This window comes from Microbacterium aurum, from assembly GCF_016907815.1.
Classification (GTDB): domain Bacteria; phylum Actinomycetota; class Actinomycetes; order Actinomycetales; family Microbacteriaceae; genus Microbacterium; species Microbacterium aurum.
In genome coordinates this window covers 2,882,372-2,905,288 of sequence record NZ_JAFBCQ010000001.1, presented here as the reverse complement: position 1 = coordinate 2,905,288, position 22,917 = coordinate 2,882,372, and the positions used below count along the sequence as shown (strand labels likewise).

At 71.5% G+C, this 22,917-nt stretch carries 23 protein-coding genes and 1 pseudogene; 13 read left to right on the top strand and 11 right to left on the bottom strand.

The genetic code is table 11. The features are described 5' to 3' along the window. Positions 1-92: 92 nt before the first annotated feature. Entirely contained in the window at positions 93-464 is a 372-nt protein-coding gene (locus tag JOD60_RS14300; protein ID WP_076691298.1) for a hypothetical protein, read from the bottom strand. A gap of 60 nt (positions 465-524) precedes the next feature. On the opposite strand from JOD60_RS14300, the gene ispG reads away from it, so the two are divergent. After that, positions 525-1,676, top strand: coding sequence for a flavodoxin-dependent (E)-4-hydroxy-3-methylbut-2-enyl-diphosphate synthase (ispG, locus tag JOD60_RS14295; RefSeq protein WP_198159056.1), 1,152 nt, complete (start codon positions 525-527; stop codon positions 1,674-1,676). Between the two features lie 184 nt (positions 1,677-1,860). Here ispG and JOD60_RS14290 read toward each other — a convergent pair whose 3' ends face one another. Further along, positions 1,861-3,078 carry a trans-sulfuration enzyme family protein gene (locus JOD60_RS14290; RefSeq protein ID WP_076691297.1) on the bottom strand — a complete coding sequence of 406 codons (1,218 nt, stop codon included), beginning with the start codon at positions 3,076-3,078 and terminating at the stop codon, positions 1,861-1,863. Between the two features lie 116 nt (positions 3,079-3,194). On the opposite strand from JOD60_RS14290, the gene JOD60_RS14285 reads away from it, so the two are divergent. Continuing rightward, complete coding sequence (locus JOD60_RS14285; RefSeq protein ID WP_232321626.1) at positions 3,195-3,710, top strand: Lrp/AsnC family transcriptional regulator; 516 nt, start codon at positions 3,195-3,197, stop codon at positions 3,708-3,710. 155 nt (positions 3,711-3,865) lie between these two features. Here the strand turns inward: JOD60_RS14285 and JOD60_RS14280 are convergent, their stop codons facing one another. The 4 genes and pseudogenes from JOD60_RS14280 to JOD60_RS17230 form a co-directional block, all read right to left on the bottom strand. Beyond that, on the bottom strand, positions 3,866-4,894 hold the full coding sequence (locus tag JOD60_RS14280; protein WP_076691295.1) for a 1-aminocyclopropane-1-carboxylate deaminase: 1,029 nt from the start codon (positions 4,892-4,894) through the stop codon (positions 3,866-3,868). Beyond that, positions 4,891-5,565, bottom strand: a complete 675-nt coding sequence (locus JOD60_RS14275; RefSeq protein WP_076691294.1) for a GntR family transcriptional regulator — start codon at positions 5,563-5,565, stop codon at positions 4,891-4,893. Before JOD60_RS14275 ends, JOD60_RS14280 begins: the two co-directional genes overlap by 4 nt. A 128-nt stretch (positions 5,566-5,693) precedes the next feature. Further along, positions 5,694-6,536, bottom strand: coding sequence for a hypothetical protein (locus JOD60_RS17235; RefSeq protein ID WP_307823875.1), 843 nt, complete (start codon positions 6,534-6,536; stop codon positions 5,694-5,696). Positions 6,537-6,657: 121 nt separating this feature from the next. Further along, a pseudogene (locus JOD60_RS17230) lies at positions 6,658-7,296 on the bottom strand (RNB domain-containing ribonuclease); the annotation flags it as partial. On the opposite strand from JOD60_RS17230, the gene JOD60_RS14265 reads away from it, so the two are divergent. Further along, complete coding sequence (locus JOD60_RS14265) at positions 7,188-8,255, top strand: hypothetical protein (RefSeq protein WP_198159206.1); 1,068 nt, start codon at positions 7,188-7,190, stop codon at positions 8,253-8,255. The pseudogene JOD60_RS17230 and the gene JOD60_RS14265 sit on opposite strands and share 109 nt — an antisense overlap. Before the next feature lie 41 nt (positions 8,256-8,296). After that, the gene (locus JOD60_RS14260; protein WP_076691292.1) at positions 8,297-10,054 is read left to right on the top strand and encodes a proline--tRNA ligase; all 1,758 of its coding nucleotides are present in this window, start codon (positions 8,297-8,299) and stop codon (positions 10,052-10,054) included. Positions 10,055-10,389: 335 nt separating this feature from the next. Here JOD60_RS14260 and JOD60_RS14255 read toward each other — a convergent pair whose 3' ends face one another. After that, entirely contained in the window at positions 10,390-10,899 is a 510-nt protein-coding gene (locus JOD60_RS14255; RefSeq protein WP_076691291.1) for a pyridoxamine 5'-phosphate oxidase family protein, read from the bottom strand. Between the two features lie 105 nt (positions 10,900-11,004). Between JOD60_RS14255 and JOD60_RS14250 the strand changes: the two genes are divergently transcribed. Then, positions 11,005-12,066, top strand: coding sequence for an LOG family protein (locus tag JOD60_RS14250; protein ID WP_076691290.1), 1,062 nt, complete (start codon positions 11,005-11,007; stop codon positions 12,064-12,066). A 25-nt stretch (positions 12,067-12,091) separates the two neighbouring features. Here the strand turns inward: JOD60_RS14250 and JOD60_RS14245 are convergent, their stop codons facing one another. After that, the gene (locus JOD60_RS14245; RefSeq protein WP_232321625.1) at positions 12,092-12,898 is read right to left on the bottom strand and encodes a DUF1206 domain-containing protein; all 807 of its coding nucleotides are present in this window, start codon (positions 12,896-12,898) and stop codon (positions 12,092-12,094) included. 1 nt (position 12,899) lies between these two features. Next, the gene (locus tag JOD60_RS14240; protein WP_076691289.1) at positions 12,900-13,523 is read right to left on the bottom strand and encodes an acetate uptake transporter family protein; all 624 of its coding nucleotides are present in this window, start codon (positions 13,521-13,523) and stop codon (positions 12,900-12,902) included. A gap of 124 nt (positions 13,524-13,647) precedes the next feature. Here JOD60_RS14240 and nusA point away from each other — a divergent pair, with 124 nt between their 5' ends. From nusA to rbfA, 4 genes are all read left to right on the top strand, one after another. Then, complete coding sequence (gene nusA / locus JOD60_RS14235; RefSeq protein WP_076691288.1) at positions 13,648-14,637, top strand: transcription termination factor NusA; 990 nt, start codon at positions 13,648-13,650, stop codon at positions 14,635-14,637. Between the two features lie 9 nt (positions 14,638-14,646). Further along, positions 14,647-14,898, top strand: coding sequence for a YlxR family protein (locus tag JOD60_RS14230; protein ID WP_076691287.1), 252 nt, complete (start codon positions 14,647-14,649; stop codon positions 14,896-14,898). A gap of 92 nt (positions 14,899-14,990) precedes the next feature. Then, positions 14,991-17,750 (top strand): translation initiation factor IF-2, encoded by a 2,760-nt coding sequence (infB, locus tag JOD60_RS14225; RefSeq protein WP_198159055.1) that lies wholly within the window; start codon positions 14,991-14,993, stop codon positions 17,748-17,750. Positions 17,751-17,860: 110 nt separating this feature from the next. Further along, positions 17,861-18,301, top strand: coding sequence for a 30S ribosome-binding factor RbfA (rbfA, locus tag JOD60_RS14220; protein WP_076691285.1), 441 nt, complete (start codon positions 17,861-17,863; stop codon positions 18,299-18,301). A 15-nt stretch (positions 18,302-18,316) separates the two neighbouring features. Here rbfA and JOD60_RS14215 read toward each other — a convergent pair whose 3' ends face one another. Continuing rightward, positions 18,317-19,183, bottom strand: a complete 867-nt coding sequence (locus JOD60_RS14215; RefSeq protein WP_076691284.1) for an HhH-GPD family protein — start codon at positions 19,181-19,183, stop codon at positions 18,317-18,319. A 159-nt stretch (positions 19,184-19,342) separates the two neighbouring features. Here JOD60_RS14215 and truB point away from each other — a divergent pair, with 159 nt between their 5' ends. The 4 genes from truB to JOD60_RS14195 are packed head-to-tail and all read left to right on the top strand — an operon-like array spanning position 19,343 to position 22,154. After that, on the top strand, positions 19,343-20,347 hold the full coding sequence (gene truB, locus JOD60_RS14210; RefSeq protein WP_076691283.1) for a tRNA pseudouridine(55) synthase TruB: 1,005 nt from the start codon (positions 19,343-19,345) through the stop codon (positions 20,345-20,347). After that, positions 20,344-20,712 (top strand): hypothetical protein, encoded by a 369-nt coding sequence (locus JOD60_RS14205; protein WP_076691282.1) that lies wholly within the window; start codon positions 20,344-20,346, stop codon positions 20,710-20,712. The genes truB and JOD60_RS14205 overlap by 4 nt, the downstream gene beginning before the upstream one ends. A gap of 33 nt (positions 20,713-20,745) precedes the next feature. After that, positions 20,746-21,204 carry a hypothetical protein gene (locus tag JOD60_RS14200; protein WP_076691281.1) on the top strand — a complete coding sequence of 153 codons (459 nt, stop codon included), beginning with the start codon at positions 20,746-20,748 and terminating at the stop codon, positions 21,202-21,204. Continuing rightward, positions 21,201-22,154, top strand: a complete 954-nt coding sequence (locus tag JOD60_RS14195) for a bifunctional riboflavin kinase/FAD synthetase (protein WP_076691280.1) — start codon at positions 21,201-21,203, stop codon at positions 22,152-22,154. Before JOD60_RS14200 ends, JOD60_RS14195 begins: the two co-directional genes overlap by 4 nt. 6 nt (positions 22,155-22,160) lie before the next feature. Here the strand turns inward: JOD60_RS14195 and deoC are convergent, their stop codons facing one another. Next, positions 22,161-22,877 (bottom strand): deoxyribose-phosphate aldolase, encoded by a 717-nt coding sequence (gene deoC / locus JOD60_RS14190; protein ID WP_076691279.1) that lies wholly within the window; start codon positions 22,875-22,877, stop codon positions 22,161-22,163. Between the last annotated feature and the right edge of the window lie 40 nt (positions 22,878-22,917).

The following is a 22,917-nucleotide window of genomic DNA, read 5'->3' as shown; positions in this document are numbered from 1 at the left end:
GGTCTGTGTCTCTTCGGGATTACCGGTCGCGCGTACACACCGCCTCAGCGGGTGTGCCACCAGGAGCTGCGCGCGAACATGCGGTCACGATATCAGACGGCCGCAGCGCTCACCCGCGCCACGAGCTCCTGCTTGCGGCGCCACCCACCGGCTTCATAGCCGACGACGAGCACAGCGGGGGAGGCGGCGACGATGAGCAGTCCCCACGCGAGCGTGGCCCCGGCGGCGACGGCGGCGACGGCGACGGCGAGCAGCGCGGCATCCACGGTCCACTGGTTCTCCTGCACGCCGGCGGAGATCGTCAGGATCGTGCCGAGCACCACCTCGCCGAGGGCGATGATGACGAGCAGGCTGTAGCGCTTGACGAACGTCAGATCGAACAGCAGCTCCGGGGGAGTCGCCGCGCGGTGCGGCTCTCGCGGGTCGCGGCCGCTCATGCGGCCCAGCCGGTGGCTCATGCTCATGCGCACACGTCAGCGGCAGCGCTCAGCCTTCGTCCGGTCGCCGCGGCGTAGGCTGGTCCGGTGCCAGCTGTGAACCTCGGGATGCCGCGTGTGCCGGACGTCCTCGCCCCGCGCCGCAAGAGCCGTCAGATCAAGGTCGGCAAGGTGCTCGTCGGCGGCGACGCCCCCGTGAGCGTCCAGTCGATGACCACGACGCCCACGACGAACATCAACGCGACGCTGCAGCAGATCGCCGAGCTCACGGCATCCGGCTGCGAGATCGTGCGCGTCGCGGTGCCCTCGCAGGACGACGCGGACGTGCTGCACATCATCGCGAAGAAGAGCCAGATCCCGGTGATCGCCGATATCCACTTCCAGCCGAAGTACGTCTTCCAGGCGATCGACGCCGGCTGCGCCGCGGTGCGCGTGAACCCGGGCAACATCCGCAAGTTCGACGACCAGGTGGGCGCGATCGCGAAGGCCGCGAAGGATGCCGGGGTGTCGCTGCGCATCGGTGTGAACGCCGGATCGCTCGATCGCCGACTGCTCGAGAAGTACGGCAAGGCCACCCCCGAGGCCCTGTGCGAGAGCGCGGTCTGGGAGGCGAGCCTGTTCGAGGAGCACGACTTCCACGACTTCAAGATCTCGGTCAAGCACAACGACCCGATCGTCATGGTGAAGGCGTACCGCCTGCTCGCGGAGCGCGGCGACTGGCCGCTGCACCTCGGCGTCACCGAGGCGGGCCCCGCGTTCCAAGGCACCATCAAGAGTGCGACGGCCTTCGGCATCCTCCTGTCGGAGGGCATCGGCGACACGATCCGCGTCTCCCTGTCGGCGCCGCCCGCCGAAGAGGTCAAGGTCGGCCACCAGATCCTGCAGTCGCTGAACCTCCGCGAGCGCAAGCTCGAGATCGTCTCGTGCCCGTCGTGCGGGCGCGCGCAGGTCGATGTCTACACGCTCGCCAACGACGTCACCGAGGGGCTGAAGGACATGACGGTGCCGCTGCGCGTGGCCGTCATGGGCTGTGTCGTCAACGGCCCCGGCGAGGCCCGCGAGGCCGACCTGGGAGTCGCCAGCGGCAACGGCAAGGGCCAGATCTTCGTCAAGGGCGAGGTCATCAAGACCGTGCCCGAGGCCGAGATCGTGCAGACCCTCATCGTAGAGGCGAACCGCATCGCCGCCGAGCTCGGCCCGGACGCCCCCGTCGGCACCGCGCAGGTCGTCACCGTCTGATTGGTGCGGCCCGGGAGGGGCCGGGGGCGGGGGCCGTCGCGCCGCTGGGCCGCCGCCGGCGCGGGGCCGCGCGCCGGCGGCGCGCCGCGCCGGCGAGCCGCGCCGCGCGCCCGCGCCGTCGATGACGTTCGAAAAGCAGGGCGGATCGACCTCGCGGCGCCTTCCGGCCCGTCGGCGGGCCGGTTCAGCCTGCTTTCGCGACAGCGCCGGCCGTCGCGGCGGCCGGGCCGGCGAGCGTCCGCACCGCATCGAGCGCCGCCTCGAGGTCGGCGATGAGGTCGTCGGCGTGCTCGAGACCGATCGACAGGCGCAGGATGTCGGCATCCGGCCGTGCGTCGGGCGCGACCGGCCGGTGGGTCAGGGCCGCCGGATGCTGGATCAGCGAATCGACGCCGCCGAGGGACACGGCGTGCGTGAACAGCCGGGTGGATGCCGCCACCCGCGCAGCCGCGTCGTACCCGCCGCGCAGCCGGATCGACAGCATCGCTCCGGCCCCGTGCTGCTGCCGGGTCAGCAGGCCCTCCGGGTCGCCATCCAGGCCGGGGTAGAAGACCTCGGAGACGGCGTCGTGGCTCACGAGGTGGCGAGCGATCCGCTCGGCCGACGCCTGCTGCGCCCGCATCCGCAGCGGCAGCGTCGGCAGTCCGCGGTGCAGGAGATACGCACCGAGCGGGTGCAGGATGCCGCCGGTGATCGCCCGCACCCGGCGCAGCGCCGCCGCGGTCTCGTCGGAACAGGCGATCACGCCGCCGACGACGTCGCCGTGTCCGCCGAGATACTTCGTCGCGCTGTGCAGTGACATCGCGGCGCCATGGCGGAGCGGCTGCTGCAGCACGGGGGTGGCGAACGTGTTGTCGACGAGCACCGGCACCTCGCCTGCCTGCGCCACGACGGCGGCGATGTCGACGAGTTCGAGGGTGGGGTTGGCGGGGGTCTCGATGACGACCAGGCCGGTGTCTGGGCGGAGGTGCGCGGCGATCTCGTCGGCGGCGCAGAACGTCACCTCGGTGCCGAGCAGGCCCGTCGACAGCAGGTGATCGCTGCCGCCGTAGAGCGGGCGGACGGCGATGACGTGCGGGCGGGCGACGGCGGTGGTGTGGGAGAGCACAGCGGCGGTGAGCGCCGCCATGCCGGAGGCGAAGGCGACGGCCGCGTCGGCACCCTCCAGTGCGGCGAGCGCCTGCTCGAAGCGCGCCACGGTCGGGTTCCACAGACGCGCGTAGACGTGGCTGCCTCCTGCGAGGGGAGTGCCGCCCCCGGCGAGTGCCTCGTAGGAGTCTCCGCCGCGTTCGACGTCGGGCAGCGAATAGGTCGAGGACAGATCCAGCGGGGGAGTGTGGACGCCGAGGTCGGCGAGGTCGTCGCGACCGGCGTGCACGGCGAGAGTATCGAGGTGGTCCATGCCGGCATTGTGGCGGACAGTGCAGCTGCACGGGTCGCATGTTGCGGATCACGCAAGCCGTTGACCAGATCCCACGTGATCGAGCAATATCGAGACGAGAAGAGGAGGCGGCATTGGTGGATGCGCAAGCGGGTGCGTCGGGTCTGGATGACCTCGATCTGCGGCTGCTCGCCGCTCTCGTGCGGTCACCGGGGCGATCCAACAAGGCCCTCGCCGACGAGCTCGGCATCGCCGAATCGACCTGCGCCCATCGGGTGCGCTCGCTCCGCTCCCGCGGCGTGGTCTCCGGCGTGCAGGTCGTGCTGGACCCGGCATCCCTCGGTCTTCCGCTGCAGGCGGTCATTCGGGTGCGGCTGGGCCGGCACACGCGCGAAGGCGTCGGCCGGCTGTTCGACGCGATTGTCGCGACCCCCGGCGTGATCGAGGCGTTCCACGTCGCCGGCGAGGACGATTTCCTCGTGCACGTCGCGGTCGAAGATGCGACTGCGCTCCGCGACATCGTGCTGCAGCACATCACCGTGCACGAGTCGGTTCGCACGACCGAGACGCACCTCGTCTTCCAGCGGCGCGAGGGCGTCGGTCCGCTCGCCCGGGTGACGGCGCCGAGTCCCACGGCGAGCGGCAGGCGCTGACGACCCCGCCGGATGCCGCCGGCGCCAGGACGTCGCAGACGCCGGATGCCGCCGCGTTCGGATGCCGCCGATGTTCGAAAAGCAGGGCGAATCGACATCTCCGGCCGCTCTGGGGGCCGGAAGGCGCGTTTCGCCCTGCTTTCGAAACGAGATCGTCAGGCCGCGGGGTCCCAGAGGGAGTGGTAGGCGTTGATGGCGGGCTGGCCGCCGAGGTGGGCGTACAGCACGGTCGACGACGCGGGGATGTCGCCCGAGCGCACCAGGTCGATGAGCCCGGCGAGCGACTTGCCCTCGTAGACCGGGTCGGTGATCATCGCCTCGAGCTGCGCGCCGAGCGCCATGGCATCCATCGTCGATGCGACGGGGATGCCGTAGAGCTCGCCCGCCCATCCCTCCAGCACCTGGATCTCGTCGTCGCGGAGGTCGCGGCCGAGCTCGATGAGCTCGGCGGTGTTGCGGGCGATGCGGGCGACCTGATCGCGCGTCTTCTCCAGGGTCGCCGAGGCGTCGATGCCGAGGACGCGGCGCCTCACGCCGGTGAGGTCCTCCAGCGCCGCGAAGCCCGCGATCATGCCGGCGTGGGTCGAACCCGTGACGGTGCACACGACGATCGTGTCGAAGAAGACGCCGAGCGCCTTCTCCTGCTCGGCGACTTCGAACGCCCAGTTCGCGAAACCGAGACCGCCGAGCCGGTGCTCGCTGGCGCCCGCGGGGATGGGGTAGGGCGTGCCCCCGGCGGACTCCACCTCCTGCAGGGCCTGCTTCCACGAGTCGCGGATGCCGATGTCGAAGCCGGCGTCGTCGAGTCGGGAGTCGGCGCCCATCATGCGGGAGAGCAGGAGGTTGCCGACCTTGTCGTTCGTGGAGTCATCCCACGGCACCCACTTCTCCTGCACGAGGCGGGCCTTCAGCCCCAGATGGGCGGCGACGGCGGCGACCTGACGGGTGTGGTTGGACTGGTATCCGCCGATCGACACGAGCGTGTCGGCGCCGGAGGCGAGGACGTCGGGGACGATGTACTCGAGCTTGCGGACCTTGTTGCCGCCGAACGCGAGGCCGCTGTTCACGTCCTCGCGCTTGGCCCATACCTGCGCGCCGCCGAGGTGCTGCGTGAGGCGCTTCAGGTGCTGCAGCGGGCTCGGCCCGAACGTGAGCGGGTGGCGGGGGAACTCGTGCAGCTTCATGCGGTGTCCTGTTCGACGGTGGATGACGGGAGGTCGGCGGTCAGGGTCTGCCAGATCTGTTCGGTGAGACGCGCGGCAGCATCGGCGTCGCCCGCAGCGCACAGCTCGATCAGTTGCGCGTGCCGTGCGGCGGAGGCTTCGCCCTCGTGGGAGCCGAACCGCAGGCGCTCGGCGCGGCGGAGCACCGGCTCGTACTGGGCGAGCACGCCGGCGACGGCCCGATTGCCGCTGACGTCGATCGCGACCCGGTGGAAGCGGTCATCGGCATCCATCGCGGCGTCGACGTCGCCGCGACGGTGGGCGGCGGCGAAGTCGGCGTTCGCGGCGCGCATCGCGTCGAGGTCGCCGGGGGTGAGGCGGGGGACGGCGTCGCGCACGGCGAGGGCGTGCATCGCGGCGACGACGGCCTGCGCATCGCGGACCGCGTCGGCGTCGACCGGAGCGACCGCCGTCGACCGTCCCGGCACCGCACGGACGAGGCCCGCGCGGCCGAGCTCCAGCAGCGCTTCGCGCACGGGGGTGCGGCTGACGCCGAGCCAGGCGGCGAGGTCGCCGTCGCGCAGCTGCTCGCCGGGGGCGAGGGTGCCGTCGACGATGGCGTCGCGCAGCCGCGCGAGGACGTCTTCGCGCAGCAGTGGTCGGCGCGGCAGTGTCTCGGCGGGAACAGGCACGATATGCAATATATCGCATACCCCTACGGCGCACGTGACCCCGCACGGCACGCCGGCCCCGCTTCAGGTGGCGCGTTCCGCGGGAATCCTCGAGCAATGCCCGCGGCATCCGCCACCTGAAGCGGCGGTCAGACGCCCGCGAACGTCACGGTCCCGTCCGAGATGGATGCCGAGACGAGCCGCAGCAGGACGGTGGCGCCCGCGGCGGCATCCAGGCCTTTCACCTTCGCGCCCACGGGCGGGTCGGTCAGCTGCACCCGCGCGCCGTCCCCGCGCTGGGCGAGCACGACGGCCTCGAAGACCTCGCCCTCGCGGCCGTGCAGCACGGCCGCCTCGACCCGGTCCAGAGCGCCCGCGTCGAGCTGGGACGCCAGCTGCGAACTGCGCGCCATGGGCGCCGGCACGTCGGACAGCGACGCGCGCGCCCACTCCGGGACCTCGCGCCCGTTCGCGAGCGCCTCGCAGATGACGAGCACCCAGCGGTCGACGAGCCGGCGCAGCGGCGCCGTCGTGTGCGCGTACGGTGCGCCGATCGCCGCCTGGATGGTCTCGTCGGGCACCTCGCCGTCGAACGCGACGTAGCCCGCGCCGCGGAAGAGACCCGCTGCGTACTCCTTCACCGCGCGCGCCGCCGGCGACCGGTCGAGACCGCGCAGGTAGTCGCCGTAGGCGACACCGTCCTGCCACGGCAGCCCCAGCGCGACCGTCTGCGCGCGGAAGTCGGCGACGTCATCGGGGTCGGCGGGCGGCATCGTGCGCAGGATGCCGACGCGGCCGCGCAGCATGATGTCGGCCGCGGCCATCCCGGTCAAGAGGGACACGTGCGCGTTCCACTCCTCGAGCGCGACGCCGTGGTCGAGCTCGAGCCGGTAGCCGTCGCCGTCGGGCTCGATGCGGGCTTCGGGGATGTTGAGGCTCGCGCCGCCGCGCTCGCGCTCCCGGTCGGCGCGCTGCGCGCCGAACCACGCCATCGCAAGGAGGCTCGGCGGGGCGGTGCCGGCATCCGTCGCGCGCTGCGCGTCGTCGTATGACCACTGCGCGCGAGCGGACGACGGCGCGGGTCAGCGTCGTCTCCACCGGGCGTGCGCCTTCGTCGAGTTCGAAGCGCCACACGTAGGCGCGGCGGTCCACGCCCGGCAGCAGCGATGCCGCACCTTCGCTCAGCACGGGCGGATGCAGCGGAATGCGCCCGTCGGGCGCGTACAGTGTCTGACCGCGACGGCGCGTCTCGGCATCCAGCGCCCCTCCCGGCTCGACGAAGGCGGGAACGTCCGCGATCGCATAGTGCAGGATCGTCCCCGTCGCCGTGCGCTCGAGATGCAGCGCCTGATCGAGGTCGGTCGACCCCGCCGGATCGATCGTCAGGAACTCGATCTCCCGCAGGTCAGCGAGGTCCGCCTCGCCCGGATCGGTGGGCACGTCGGCGGCCGCGCGCTCCGCCTCGGCCTGCGCGTCGGCGGGGTAGGTCTCGGGGAGATCGAGCGCGTGTCGCAGGGCGGCGAGCGAGGCGGCCAGCTCCCCACAGGACGCCGCGGAGAGGAGGCGGGGGCGAGGGCGGGGCACGGGGTCAGTGTAGGTCGGTGCCGAGGGGATCGTGCAGGTTCGACCGTTAGCATGCCGACGTGCGTGTGACGAGGGTGAGATCCGGTTTCCCGAGGAGCAGGCGGGGTCTGGCCGGTGTCGCTGCGGCCGTGCTGGCTGTGCTGCTCGTGAGCGGCTGCACGTCGGCATCCGACACGACAACCGACGCGGACCAGACCGAGCAAATCTCCTCGGCGACGCCGTCACCGACGCCGTCACCCACCGAGAGTCCGGCGGTGCGCACGCTGTCCCCGACGAGCCCGATCGCGGGCGGATGCGCCGCGCTGGCGACGGCGCCGGGGGTCGCGGATGCGCTCGGCGAGATCCGTCACGTCGAAGCGCTCGCCGACCTCTGGCACGTCGGCATCGACACGGCGGGCGGACTCGCGTGCTCACTGCGGGGCAGCCGCGCGCCGGTGGACGTGTACATCATCCCCGACGCGCTCGTCCGGGGCGACGTCGCGACGCTCGCCGCCGAAGCCGCGTGCGAGCGGGACGGTATCACCGGGCAGTGCTGGGCGCCCGTGTCGGCGAACGGACACGTCACGCTCGTCGTCGGCGCGGTCGCCGCGTCAGAGGACAGTGCGACGGCCCTCACCATGCTCGGCGGCATCGCCGATGCGATCTCGGCCGCCGCGGCCGAAGGTGACCCGGTGCGGTCGCAGAAGACCACCTGGGTGAAACCGCTCGATTGCGAGAAGATCGCCGACACGATCGGACTCACGTCGATCCTCGGCTCCGACGCTGCCCGCACGGCGCTCGTCCGTCCCGCGGCGAGCGATGTCGACGAGCGCCTGGCTGCTGCCTCGAGCATGACGGCGCGGTGCGACTGGCGACGGACGCCCACGGCCGAGGGGGACAAGGGAGCGAACTTCAGCGTGATCGCCGTGCCGAACGGCGCGTGGGCATGGCGCACCGTGTCGGCGAACGTGCCGGACTCCGCCGAGGCCACCGTCGGCGGCTTTCCCGCGCGGGTGACGTCGACGGGCGACGTGTACGTGAGCGACGGGGTGAACCTGCTCCACCTTCAGGGAGCGCGCCTCTCGGGGATCAGCGTCGCGGATACCGCACAGGGCGTGCTGTTCGTCCTTGCCACCGGGTCGGAGTAGCCGCCGGGTCGGAGTAGCCGCCGCGGCTAAGCTTGACGCTCGTGGTCACCCGTCTGTCGAACTTCTTCCTCCGCACGCTCCGCGAAGACCCTTCGGATGCCGAGGTCACGAGCCACAAGCTGCTCGTGCGCGCCGGTTACATCCGCCGCGCCGCGCCCGGCGTGTTCACCTGGCTGCCGCTCGGCCTGAAGGTCAAGGCGAAGATCGAGGCGATCATCCGGGATGAGATGGCTGCGGCGGGTGCCTTCGAAGTGCACTTCCCCGCGCTGCTGCCGCGGGACCCGTACGAGCAGTCCGGCCGATGGACCTCCTACGGGGACGGAATCTTCCGGCTGCAGGACCGCAAGGGCGCCGACTACCTGCTCGCGCCGACCCACGAGGAGATGTTCACGCTGCTCGTGAAGGACCTGTGCTCGTCGTACAAGGACCTGCCGCTGACCATCTACCAGATCCAGGACAAGTACCGCGATGAGGCCCGGCCCCGCGCGGGGCTCCTGCGCGGCCGCGAGTTCACGATGAAGGACGCGTACTCGTTCGACTACACCGACGAGGGTCAGGACGCGTCGTACATGTCGCAGCGCGACGCGTACGAGCGCATCTTCCAGCGGCTGGGGCTCGAGTACGTGATCGTCGCCGCCGACAACGGCCTCATGGGCGGCGCGCGCAGCGAGGAGTTCCTGCACCCGACCGCCGTCGGAGAAGACACCTTCGTGCGCTCCGCGGGCGGCTACGCGGCCAACGTGGAGGCGTTCACCACCGAGGCGCCGGAGCCGGTGCCGTTCGACGCGGCCGGCTCCCCGGTCGTCTTCGACTCGCCGAACACGCCGACGATCGAGACGCTCGTCGCGCACTCGAACGCCGTGTTGGAGGGCGAGTACACCGCCGCCGACACGCTCAAGAACGTCGTGCTCGCGCTGACGCACCTCGACGGCACGCGCGAACTCGTCGTCGTCGGGCTCCCCGGTGACCGCGACATCGACGAGAAGCGCGCCGAGGTCGCATTCGCCCCGGCTGCGGTCGAGCCCGCCACCCCGGAGGACTTCGCGCGCCATCCCCTCCTGGTCAAGGGCTACATCGGTCCGTGGTCGCCGGAGGGCGCCGTGCTCGGCGAGGAGTCGGCCACCGGCATCCGCTACCTCGTCGACCCGCGCGTGGGCGAGGGGACGAGCTGGATCACCGGGGCGAACATCGACCAGAAACACGCGCACTCGGTCGTCGCGGGACGCGACTTCTTCGCCGACGGCGTCGTCGAGGTCGCCAACGTGCGCGCCGGCGACCCGGCTCCCGACGGATCAGGTCCGGTCGAGCTCGCCCGCGGCATGGAGATCGGTCACGTGTTCCAGCTCGGCCGCTTCTTCGCCGAGACACTGGGTCTGAAGGTGCTCGACGAGAACGGCAAGCTCGTGACGGTCACGATGGGGTCGTACGGAATCGGCGTGACGCGCATCCTCGCGATCATCGCCGAACTGAACAACGACGAGAAGGGCCTCATCTGGCCGGCATCCGTCGCCCCCTTCGACGTGCAGGTGGTCGCGACGGGCCGTGACGCGGTCGTGTTCGAGGTCGCCGAGGCACTGTCGGCGCAGCTGGATGCCGCGGGGCTCGACGTCCTGTACGACGACCGCCCCAAGGTCTCGCCGGGCGTGAAGTTCGGCGACGCCGAACTCGTCGGCGTGCCGCAGATCGTGATCGTGGGCCGCGGCGCGGCCGACGGCGAGGTCGAGTTGTGGGATCGCCGGTCGGGGGAGCGCGAGGTCGTGCCGGTCGCCGAGGTGGTGGCGCGGCTCACCGCGCGCTGACCCGCGCGCGGCGCGCCACGGCACGAACGTGGCGCCCGTCGCCTCCACCCGCTCCCGGAAGGCCGCCCCGGTGTAGAACCGCACGTGGTGCCCCCGCGCGACGAGGGTGTGCGCGACCGTGAGGACGGGAGCGACGTGCCCCGAGAACGGCATCGCGGTCACCATGAACCGAGCCATGGCGTGATCATCCCGCACTGCGGTGCCGGGCGCATCGGTGCTAGCCCCCACAATCTTCGCGGGCATTGCCGACGTGTCGCGACCGAAGAGGTGGCGCGAAGTGCCGCTACCGCCGCGGCGAAGCGACAAGATGCGCCACCTTTATGGCGCTCGACGACCTACCGGCTGATCTTGCCGTGGCGCATCGTGTCGTCGGGGGTGTCGCGGGTCACGAGGGCCTTGAGCATCCCCGCCGCCATGACGAGCTTGCCGTGGGCGGGCTCCCAGAACTCGGTCTCCCGCGGCGTCACCTTCAGCAGCGCGATGCCCGGCGTGTCCAGCCCGTCTTCGAACCAGATGTCGAGCGACGGCGTGTACAGCTGCTCCATCTTCGCGCGGTCGTGCACGACGCGCGCCGTGCCGGCGACCGACACGAACCGCATGCCCTTCGCGTCGAGGTAGGACAGCCCCACGTCGTGGTCCGCCTCGACCTCGTCGACCTTTTTCGTGTCGTCGGAGGTGAAGAACCAGATGTCGCCGTTCTCGTCCATCTCCCGCGTGCTCATCGGTCGGCTCACCAGATGGCCGTCGGCATCCGCCGTCGTCAACATCGTGAAGTCGATGTCCTCGACGAGCTCCTTCACACGGGCGGCGGCCTCGGGGCCGGTCAGTTCGTTGTTCTCGCTCATACCGTGACGCTGTCACGGCGCCGGTCGGCGACCCAGGGGGTTGACAGCGGCATCCGTTCACCTCGCGGAGGCCCGCGGCACGCAAGGTCATGCCAGGGTGGAGGTATGCCCGACCGCATCCTGCCTCCCGAAGTGACCGAGCACATCCGCGCGCTGCTGACGGATGCCGGGGTCACCGCCAACCAGGACCTCGTCGCCCGCATCCTCGCCACCGGCGTGGGGCTGGGGCTCGACGGCACCGACCGGCTCGACCTCAAGATCACCTCCGCCGCGCTCACCGAGATGCGCGCGGCGTTCCGGCTGTTCGCGCCCTACCGCGACGTGCCGAAGGTCACGATCTTCGGTTCGGCGCGCACGCGACCCGACGACGCGCTGTACCGCGCCGCCGTCGACGTGGCCGCCGCGCTCGCCGCGCGAGGCTGGTTCGTCGTCACCGGCGCCGGTCCCGGCATCATGCAGGCGGCGGCGGAGGGCGCCGGCCCCGAGCGCTCCCTCGGCGTCTCGATCCGGCTGCCGTTCGAAGAGAAGCCCAACGCCCTCGTCGCCGAGGCGGGTCGCGTCGTCGCGATGAAGTACTTCTTCACCCGCAAGCTCATGCTCGTCAAAGAGTCGCGCGGCTTCGTGTGCGTTCCCGGCGGCTTCGGCACGCTCGACGAGATGTTCGAGCTGCTCACGCTGCAGCAGACCGGAAAGGCCGACCCGACGCCGATCGTGCTGCTCGACGCGCCGGGCGGGACGTTCTGGGCGGCCTTCCGCCGCTATGTCGACGACCACCTCATTCCCGCGGGAGTGATCTCGCCCGACGACCTCGATCGCGCGCTCGTGACGGACTCGGTCACCGCCGCGGCCGACGAGATCACCGGGTTCTGGCGCAACTACGACTCGCTGCGCTGGGTGGGAAAACGCCTCGTGCTGCGCCTGCGTGCCGAGCCGACGGATGCCGAGCTCGAGAGCCTCAACGAACGGTTCGCCCACCTCGTGACCAAGGGGCGCATCGAGCGCACCGGTCCGCTCAAGCCCGAGGTCGCCGACGACGACCGGATCGACCTGCCGCGGATCATCATGCACTACGACCAGTCCCGGGTCGGGGAGCTGTTCCACCTCATCCGGGCGATCAACGAGTTCGGCAGCGCTCCGCCGGCGAGCCCGCCCGACCCTCACGCGTAGGTCCGGGGGCCCTGTCGCGGAACCGTCACAGCTTCGCGTAGCGGGCGCGGAAGAAGCAGAACACCCCGTACGCGACGAATCCCGCGCCGACGAAACCGACCAGGAACGGTCCGCCGACGACGCCCAGCAGCGCGTCGATCGCCCCGTCGAGTCCACCCGCGGCCGCCGGGTCGACGGCCACGGCGGCGACGACGAGCAGCACGCCGATGATCGCGAGCGAAACCCCCTTGGCGATGAAGCCGATGACGCCGAGCACCGTCACCGCGCGGCCGAGCCTGCCGGGCGGGATCGCGACCTTCGAGCGGAACGATCGGCGTACGCCCATGACGACGAACGCGATGCCGCCGATGCCGATGCCGAGGCCCACCGCGCCCAGCAGCACCGCGCCGCCCGGGATCGCCACCACGCCGCGGCTGGCGTCCTCCGCCGTCTGCTCCGCGTCGGGGCGCGCGCCGAGGGCGACGGATGCCGAGATGACGCCGAGCGCGACGAACACGATCGCCTGCCCGAACTCGGCGACCCGCACCGCCCACTTCTTCACGTCGGAGCGGCGACTGACCGCGACCCCCGCCACGAGATGCCACACGCCGAGCGCCCACAGCAGCACGGCCAGCAGCCACAGTGCGAGAAAACCCAGGGGAGCGTCGCCGATCGCGCGGAAGGCGCCGGACTGATCGCCCTCGCCCTGGCCGCCGAACGCGATCGCCAGGGCGATCGTGCCGATGAGCACGTGCACGACGCCGTTCGCCGCGTAGCCGCCGCGGGCGAGCGCACGCAGGGGCGTGCTCGCCTCGGCATCCCGTGCCGCCGCCTTCACGGGCTTGCCGGTCACGTCACGACTCCGGATCGATGGGTCCCGCCGGGCGGATCCATGCCGGTCCGAGCGGGAGCAGGTGGCGGCCGAGTGTGCGCCAATAGAACTTCTCGATCCCCATGTACGCGGCCAGCGCCGACGCGGCCAGCAGCAGGATCGACCCCGTGGTGGCGAGGGCGGGCGCCTCGGCGAACGCCGCGAAACCCTGCAGCGTGAGTCCCGCCGACACGCACAGCAGCGTCACCGGCAGCACCGAGTTGTGCTGCGCGGCCGGTGGGGTGAACGCCAGTGCGAGCACGGCGAAGCAGAGGGCGAACGTGCCGCGGGCGCCGGGAGCGACGTCGAGGACCCCGAGCTCTTCGCCGAGCAGGAACCCCGGGACGACGATCCAGTACCAGCCGAACGCGTTATATACGAGGAAGTGGAAATCGTCGCCCTTGAAGTACGACAGCATGCCCGCGAGCACCTGCACGACGCCCCCGAAGACGGCCCCGATCCAGAACACCGGGTGCTCGTCCTGCACGCCGAGGTGCGCCAGCTGCGCCGTGAACGTCGCGATGACGAACCCGAGCAGGCCGATGAGCCCCGGGTCGGCCGTCCGGTCGGCGTCGTCGGCCGGACGACGGTCGCTGCGCAGGTGCATGTAGCCAGTATGGTGCCCATCGCGGGCGCCGGGAATCCCCGGGGTCGCACCCCGCGGCATCCGGTAACGTTGGTGGGATGGCGCGGGGTGACCCGGCGCCGAAGAGCTGAATAGGGAGGCACCTGTGGACATCGATCTGGGACTGCTGCGGACGGTCGAGCGCGAGAAGGAGATCCCCTTCGATGAGCTCGTGCGCATCATCGAGCAGGCCATCCTCACCGCCTACGCCAAGCACACCTCGCCCGACGGCGAGCTTCCCGCGGGCGCCCGCGCCGAGCTCGACCGCAAGACCGGCCACGTCGCCGTGTTCATCCCCCTTCTCGACGAGGGGGGAGCGGTCATCGGCGAGGAGGAGTCGACGCCCGAGGACTTCGGCCGCATCGCCGCCTTCGCCGCCAAGCAGGTCATCAGCCAGCGCCTGCGCGACATCGCCGACGACGCGATCCTGGGGGAGTTCCGCGGCAAGGAGGGCGACATCGTCGCCGGTGTCATCCAGCAGGGCCCGAACCCCCGTATGGTGCACGTCGACCTCGGCACGGTCGAGGCGATCCTGCCTCCCGAGGAGCAGGTCGCCGGCGAGGAGTACCCGCACGGTGCGCGCCTGCGCGTGTACGTCACGTCGGTCGCGAAGGGGCTGAAGGGCCCGCAGATCACCGTCTCGCGGACCCACCCCGGACTCGTGCGCAAGCTCTTCGCCCTCGAGGTGCCCGAGATCGCATCGGGTCTCGTGGAGATCACCTCGCTCGCCCGCGAAGCCGGTCACCGCACCAAGATCGCCGTGACGGCGAAGGATCCCGCCATCAACGCCAAGGGCGCCTGCATCGGCGAGCTCGGTCGTCGCGTGCGCGCCGTCACCGAGGAACTCGGCGGCGAGAAGATCGACATCGTCGACTACGACCCCGAACTGGCCCGGTTCGTCGCGAACGCCCTGTCGCCGGCGAAGGTGACGTCGGCGTTCGTGCTGGATGCGGGTACGAAGGCCGTCCGGGCCCTCGTCCCGGACTACCAGCTCTCGCTCGCGATCGGCAAGGAAGGGCAGAACGCCCGCCTCGCGGCCAAGCTCACCGGCGCCAAGATCGACATCCAGCCCGACAGCATCTTGGAAGACGAGTAACGGGGTAGGATGGAACCCGTTCGAACGTGCGTGGGATGCCGCGCGCGTGCCCCACGGTCCTCCCTCCTGCGAGTGGTGGAACAAGGCGGTGCCCTCGTCGCAGACGAGAAGGCGGTCCTGCCGGGTCGGGGTGCGTGGGTGCATGACACGAGCGCGTGTGTGGATGCCGCCATCCGGCGCCGCGCCTTCGGACGAGCATTGCGTGTGTCGGGCCCGCTCGACACGCAGACCTTTCAGAACACCCACCAGCGAAACGGCTGAACGGCTATGGACACAAAGTGAACGGCTCGAAATGAGACCCGTCCGCAAGTAACGGTCTGCCCTGTCCGGGGGAGACCTCAGACAGGAGAATTGTGGCAAACCCACGCGTGCACGAAATCGCTTCCGAGGTCGGAGTCGACAGTAAAGTCGCTCTCGCGAAGCTGAAGGAGCTCGGCGAATACGTCAAGAGCCCCTCATCGACCATTGCGCCCCCGGTGGCGCGCAAGCTCCGTGCGGCACTCGAGGCCGACGGCGCGGCGAAGCCCGCCGACGCCGCGAAGCCGGCGGAGAGCAAGCCGGCCACCCCGGCCCGCCCCGGCGGCGCCCGCCCCGGCCCCGCCGCGCCTGCCGCGCCGAAGCCGGCTCCCGCTGCGCCCGCCGCGCCCGCGGCCGCGACGCCTGCTTCGGCGGCCCCCGCCGCGGCGGCGACGCCCGCCCCGGTCGCCGACAAGCCGGCGTCCGACAGGCCGGCGGCAACGCCCGGCACGGCTACCCCGGGCACCGCGACGCCCGGCGCTCCGCGTCCCGGTGGCGCTCCGCGCCCCGGCAACAACCCGTTCGCGTCGAGCCAGGGCATGGGCCAGCGTCCCACCGGTCCGCGTCCGGGCAACAACCCGTTCGCTTCCGCACAGGGCATGGGCCAGCGCCCGACCCCCGGCAACATCCCGCGCCCGCAGGCGCCGCGTCCCGGCGCCCCGCGCCCCGGCGCTCCGCGTCCCGGTGGTGCCGGTCGCCCCGGTGGCGGCCGTCCCGGCGCCCCGTTCCAGCAGCGTCCCGGCGGTCCCGGTCGTCCCGGCGGCGCCGGCGGCTTCCAGCGTCCCGGTGCTCCCGGCGGCGCGCCCGGTGGTGGCTTCGCCGGTCGCCCGGGTGGTGGTGGCGGCCGCGGTCGCGGTCCCGGCGGCGGCACCGCGGGTGCCTTCGGCAAGGGCGGCGGCAAGAGCAAGCAGCGCAAGTCGCGTCGGGCGAAGCGGCAAGAGTTCGAGATGAGGGACGCCCCGGTCGTCGGCGGCGTCAACGTCCAGAAGGGCAACGGCGAGATCATTCGTCTCCGCCGCGGCGCCTCCATCGCCGACTTCGCGGACAAGCTCGAGGCGATCCGCGGCTACACCGTGCAGCCCGGGACGCTCGTGACGATCCTCTTCAACCTCGGTGAGATGGCCACCGCGACCGAGTCGCTGGACGAGGCCACGTTCGAGGTGCTCGGTGCCGAGCTCGGCTACAAGATCCAGATGGTCTCGCCCGAGGACGAGGACAAGGAGCTCCTGGAGGGCTTCGGTCTCGACCTCGAGGCGGAGCTGGAGGCCGAGAGCGAGGACGACCTCGAGATCCGGCCGCCGGTGGTGACCGTCATGGGTCACGTCGACCACGGTAAGACGCGACTGCTCGACGCGATCCGTCAGACCAACGTCGTGGCGGGCGAGGCCGGCGGCATCACCCAGCACATCGGTGCCTACCAGGTGTGGACCGAGCACGATGGCATCGAGCGCGCGATCACCTTCATCGACACCCCCGGTCACGAGGCGTTCACCGCCATGCGTGCCCGTGGTGCGCAGGTGACCGACATCGCGATCCTCGTGGTCGCCGCCGACGACGGCATCATGCCCCAGACGGTGGAGGCGCTGAACCACGCCCAGGCGGCCGGTGTGCCGATCGTGGTCGCGGTGAACAAGATCGACAAGCCCGAGGCCAACCCCGCCAAGGTGCGCCAGCAGCTGACCGAGTATGGCCTGGTCGCCGAGGAATACGGCGGCGACGTCATGTTCGTCGACGTCTCGGCCCGGCAGAACATCGGCATCCAGGATCTCCTCGACGCCGTTCTGCTCACCGCTGACGCGGGTCTGGACCTCACGGCCAACCCGAACAAGGCGGCCCGCGGTGTCGCGATCGAAGCCAAGCTCGACAAGGGCCGCGGCTCGGTGGCGACGGTCCTCATCCAGTCCGGAACGCTGCGCGTCGGCGACGCGATCGTCGCGGGAACGGCCTACGGTCGCGTCCGCGCCATGATCGACGAGAACGGCGACGCGGTCGACGAGGCCTTCCCGTCGCGCCCCGTGCAGGTGCAGGGTCTCAACTCCGTGCCCCGCGCCGGCGACACCTTCATCGTCACCGAGGAGGACCGCACCGCCCGTCAGATCGCCGAGAAGCGTGAAGCGGCCGAGCGCAACGCGCAGCTGGCGAAGGCCCGCAAGCGCATCTCGCTCGAGGACTTCACCCGTGCGCTCGAAGAGGGCAAGGTCGAGTCGCTCAACCTCATCATCAAGGGTGACGTCTCCGGTGCCGTCGAGGCGCTGGAGGAGTCGCTGCTCAAGATCGAGGTCGACGACTCGGTGCAGCTGCGCATCATCCACCGCGGTGTCGGTGCGATCACCGAGTCCGACATCAACCTGGCCACGATCGACAACGCGATCGTGATCGGCTTCAACGTCCGCCCCGACACGAAGGCGCGCGAGCGCGCCGCCCGCGAGGGTGTGGACGTCCGGTTCTACTCGGTCATCTACAACGCGATCGAGGACGTCGAGCAGTCGCTGAAGGGCCTGCTCAAGCCGGAGTTCGAAGAGGTGCAGTCGGGTGTGGCCGAGATCCGCGAGGTGTTCCGCTCCTCGAAGTTCGGCAACATCGCCGGTGTCATCGTCCGCTCCGGGACGATCACGCGCAACGCCAAGGCGCGCGTCATCCGCGAGGGTGTCGTCATCGCCGATGGCCTGGCCATCGAGTCGCTGCGCCGGTTCAAGGACGACGTCACCGAGGTCCGCACGGACTTCGAGGCCGGCATCGGACTGGGCAAGTACAACGACATCCAGGTGGGCGACGAGATCGAGACCACCGAGATGGTGGAGAAGCCCCGCGGCTGACCCCTGCGTTTCGACTCGCTTCGCTCGCTCAACGACCGGGGACCTGGTCCCCGGTCGTTGAGCGAGGAGCGAAGCGACGAGACGAAACGCCCCAAGGAAAGGACGACAACATGGCAGGCGAACGTCAGGCACGGCTCGGCGACCGCATCCGCGTCATCCTCGCGGAGCGCCTCGAGAAGGGGCTGCGCGACCCGCGGCTGGGCTTCGTGACCATCACGGATGTCCGGGTGACCGGTGACCTGCAGCACGCCTCCGTCTTCTACACCGTGTACGGCACCGACGAGGAGCGCGAGGCCTCGGCCCAGGCGCTGAAGTCGGCGACCGGCATGCTGCGCAGCGAGGTCGGCAAGCACCTGAACGTGCGCCTGACGCCGTCGCTGGAGTTCATCCCCGACGCCCTGCCCGAGAACGCCGGCCACATCGCCGACCTCCTCCGCGAGGCGCAGGAGCGGGATGCCGCCGTCGCGGGTCTCGCGGCAGGTGCCGCCTACGCGGGCGACGCCGACCCCTACGTCAAGCCCCGCGAGCACGACGCCGACGACGAGGACTGACTCCGCTCCCCGGAGCTAGTGGGGGAGCCGCAGGGTGCCGCCGGACGCCTCGACGAGGCCATCGGCGATGAGGGAATCGATCGCGCGGTCACGCTGAGCGGGATCCGACCAGTCCGGGATCACCGCGGCATCCGCCAACGCGTGGCCGACGGCGCCACGGAGCGCCTGCAGCACAGCCCCGCGCGCCTGCCGGTCGCTGCCCTCGTAGCGCGCCTGGCGGCGGCGGGTGTCTCCCGTGTCGGGATGGCCGGCGGCGCGCCACGCGCACCGATCGGCGATCGGGCAGGCGTCGCAGCGCGCCGCGCGCGCCGTGCAGACCACCGCGCCGAGCTCCATCGCTGCGGCGTTGACGATCGCCGCCTCGGCGGAGTCCGCGGGCAGGATCGCCGCCATGGCCGCGAGGTCGCCCTTCGACGGCGGGCCGGGCTGGGAGCGGCCGTCGACGGCCCGGGCGAGTACCCGCCGCGTGTTGGTGTCGACGACCGGATGCCGGTCGCCGTACGCGAACGCAGCCACCGCCCGCGCGGTGTAGTCGCCGATCCCGGTCAGCGCCAGGAGGTCGTCCACCTCACGGGGGACGACGCCGGCGTGGCGGTCGCGGATCTCCACCGCCGCGCGGTGCAGCCACAGCGCGCGGCGCGGATAGCCGAGGTTCGCCCACTGCGTCACCGCGGCGGCCGGGGGATCGGCGGCGAGCGCCGTCGGCGTCGGCCAGCGCTGCAGCCACCCCTCCAGGTGCGGGATGACCCGCGCCACGGGCGTCTGCTGCAGCATGAACTCGCTGACGAGGGTTCCCCACGCGCCGAAGCCCGGCTGCCGCCACGGCAGATCGCGGGCGTTCTCGCGGTACCACGCGATGAGCGGCGCGGCGAGGTCGGGCATCACGCCAGCCTACGATGCTCGCGCGTGCGCAATTCAGTCCGCACGGCTCGCGCACGAGCGACGGTGCCCGGAATTCCTGGAACCGTCCGCGGCCGCGACGGCGCGGAGACTGAGTTGGGAACACGAAGCGGCGCGGACCGCGCCGCTTAGGCTGGAGGAATGCCCGACGCCTCCGCCTCACCCAACGGCAGTCTGCTGGTCGACAAGCCGCAGGGCATCACGAGCCACGACGTCGTCGCCCGCGCGCGACGCGCGCTCGGCACCCGCAAGATCGGTCACGCCGGCACTCTCGACCCGATGGCGACCGGCCTGCTCATCCTCGGTGTCGGCCCTGCCACGCGCCTGCTGACCTACATCGTGGGGCTCGACAAGACCTACGAGGCCACGATCCGCCTGGGAGTGTCGACCGACTCCGACGACGCCGACGGCACGACGACGGCGCAGGCGGATGCCGCGGCGCTGGCCGCCGTGACCGACGAGCGCATCCGGGACGGCATCGCGGCGCTCACGGGCGAGATCTCCCAGGTTCCCAGCACCGTCTCGGCGATCAAGATCGGCGGCAAGCGGGCCTACGACCTCGCTCGCGCGGGGGAGGAGGTGCGGCTGAAAGCCCGCACCGTCACGGTGAGCCGCTTCGAGGTGCGCCCTTCGACAAGCTCAGGGACCGGAGCGGGCTCAGCCGCCGCGGCGGGCTCCGGGTCCGGAGCGGGCTCAGCGGCCGGAGCGGGCAAAGGGACCGCGTCGGGCTCACGCGACGGCGTCATCGATCTGGATGTCGTGGTGGACTGCTCCAGCGGCACCTACATCCGCGCGCTCGCCCGCGACCTCGGTGCCGCCCTCGGCATCGGCGGCCACCTCACCGCCCTCCGCCGCACCCGCATCGGCCCGTTCGGGGTGGCCGACGCCGCGACCGACCTGACCGGCGACCTGCGCCTGCTGCCCCCGGCGGACGTGGCGACCGCGGTGCTCGGCGCCTTTCCCGTCACGGCGGACGAGGCGCGCGACCTCCGTCACGGCAAGCGGCTCGCGGGTGCCGCCGACCGCCTGGCCGGGCTGCCGACGGCGACGCCGGCGGCGATCGATCCGGACGGCCGCCTCGTCGGCATCGTCGAGCGCCGCGGCGGCGACGTCAAGAGCGCGATGAACATGGCGGAGGACGCATGATCCTGTGGTTCACGATCGTCCAGCTCGTCGTCGCCGTGGTCGTCGGAGCCGTGGCGCTGATCCTGGGCCTGGCCGGCCGCCGGCCGAGCGATCTGACCGTGGGCGGCATGGCCCTCGTCCTCGTGCTGCTGCTCGCGCAGGTGGTCATCGCGATCGTCGCACCGCTCGCGGGCAATCCGCCCGTGGGCAGCGCGCTGGAGTACTGGGTGTATCTCGTCTCCGCGGTGCTCATCCCACCGGCATCCGTCTTCTGGGCCCTCATCGAACGCAGCCGGTGGAGCACCGTCATCATGGGCGTCGCCGCGCTCTCGGTAGCCGTCATGGTGTGGCGCATGCAGGTCATCTGGACCGTTCAGGCGGCCTGAAGCGGGCGCTTGGGCGCCTATCATTGACGAGTCATGTCGTCACAGCCTCGCACCCGAATGACCGGCATCGGACGCGTCCTCGTGGTCGTCTACGCGATCATGGCGCTTGCCGCGACCGGGCGTTCGTTCGTCCAGATCGTGCAGGACTTCGCCGCCGCTCCGCTCGCGTACACGCTGTCGGCGGTCGCCGCGGCGGTGTACATCCTCGCGACCGTCGCGCTGGTGCGCTCGGACTCCCGCGTCTGGTACGTCATCGCGTGGATCGCGATCGGCTTCGAACTGGTCGGCGTGCTCGTCGTGGGCACGCTGAGCCTGACGCACCCGGAGCTGTTCCTCCACGACGCGACCGTGTGGTCGGGTTATGGCTTCGGCTACTTCTGGGTGCCCCTCGTGCTGCCCTTCGTGGGACTGTGGTGGCTGCGCAGCTCCGGACGGACGAGCGATGAGGCGACGGATGCCGGGGCGCTGGCGACGGGGAGGTCCAGCTGGTGATCGTCTTCCATGACCCCGCGGAGGTGCCTGCCGGCTTCGGACCGAGCGTCGTCGCGATCGGCAAGTTCGACGGCGTGCACTCCGGGCACCGGGCGGTGATCGACCGCGCCCGCGTCACCGCGACCGACGCGGGCGCCCAGGTGGTGGCGGTGACGTTCAACCGCAACCCGCTGAGTCTCCTGCGGCCCGAGCTCTGCCCCGAGCCGCTCTCCAGTGTCGACCAGAAGCTCGCCCTCCTCGCCGAGGCGGGGGTGGATGCGACCCTCGTCCTCCGCTTCGACGCCGAACTGGCGGCCCTCGAGCCGCGGGTGTTCGTCGAGCATGTGCTGGTGCGGCTCGGCGTGGTCACCGTCATGGTGGGCGACGACTTCCGCTTCGGCCGGGGTGGGGTGGGCGATCCCGTGCTCCTGCAGCGGCTCGGCGAGGAGTACGGCTTCGACGTCGACGTCGTCGGCGATGTGCAGGGCGGCGGTCGGCGCGTATCGTCGTCGTGGGTGCGCGATCTGCTCGCCGCGGGTGACGTGGAGGGCGCGGCCCGACTGCTCGGCCGCGCGCACACCGTGACCGGCGAGGTCGTGCACGGCCTCAAGCGCGGTCGCGAGCTGGGGTTCCCGACGGCGAACCTCAGCGCGGACGCCGAGGGCTTCATCCCCGCCGACGGCATCTACGCCGGCTGGCTCGTCGACCTCGGCGGTCCGGACGATGCGTCGAGCGTGACCACGCGATACCCCGCGGCGATCTCGGTCGGCACGAACCCCACCTTCGACGACGTCCCGCTGCGGCAGGTGGAGGCGTACGTGCTCGATGAGACGACGCTGGACCTGTACGGTCACCGCGTGCAGATCCAGTTCACGCACCGCATCCGCGGCATGGTCGCCTTCGAGGGCATCGACGCGCTCATCGCGCAGATGACGGACGACGTCGCGCGGGTGCGCGCCGTGCTGACCTGACCCGGGTCAGTACGAGGAGGCGTCCACGGCGCCGACGGCGTCGCCGCCGGCATCCACGCGCCGCGCCTCGCCGAGGATGACGGCGCTGCCGCTGGTGCCCAGGCGCGTCGCGCCGGCCGCGAGCATCGCCAGGGCGTCGGCGTAGCTGCGCACCCCGCCGGAAGCCTTGACCTGCACGCCTGGACCCACGTTCGCCCGCATGAGCTCGACATGCGGCACGGTCGCGCCGCCGCCGGCGAAGCCGGTGGAGGTCTTGACGAAGTCGGCGCCCCCGGCCTCGGTCAGGCGGCTGCCGCGGGCGATCTGCTCGTCGTCGAGAAGCGAGGTCTCCAGGATGACCTTCGTGACGTGACCGGATGCCGCGGCCACGACCGCAGCGATGTCGGCGGTCACGACGTCGTCGAACCCCGAGCGCAGCGCGCCGATGTTGACGACCATGTCGAACTCGGTCGCGCCGTCGGCGAGCGCCTGACGCACCTCGGCGACCTTCGCGGCGGTGGAGGTCGTGCCGTGCGGGAATCCGATGACCGTGCCGACGGCGACGCCCGTGCCGTCCAGGCGCGCGACGGCGTGGGCGATGTCGCTCGGGCGCACGCACACGCTGAAGACGCGCCACTCGGCGGCGATGTCGAGTTCGGCGTCGACGTCCGCGCGGGTCAGCTCGGGCTTGAGGATCGCGTGGTCGATGGTGGCGGCGAGGTCGCGCTCGGTGATGGTGGCCATGGCTCCAGCGTACGCGTCGAAAAAGATCACAGAAGGGTAA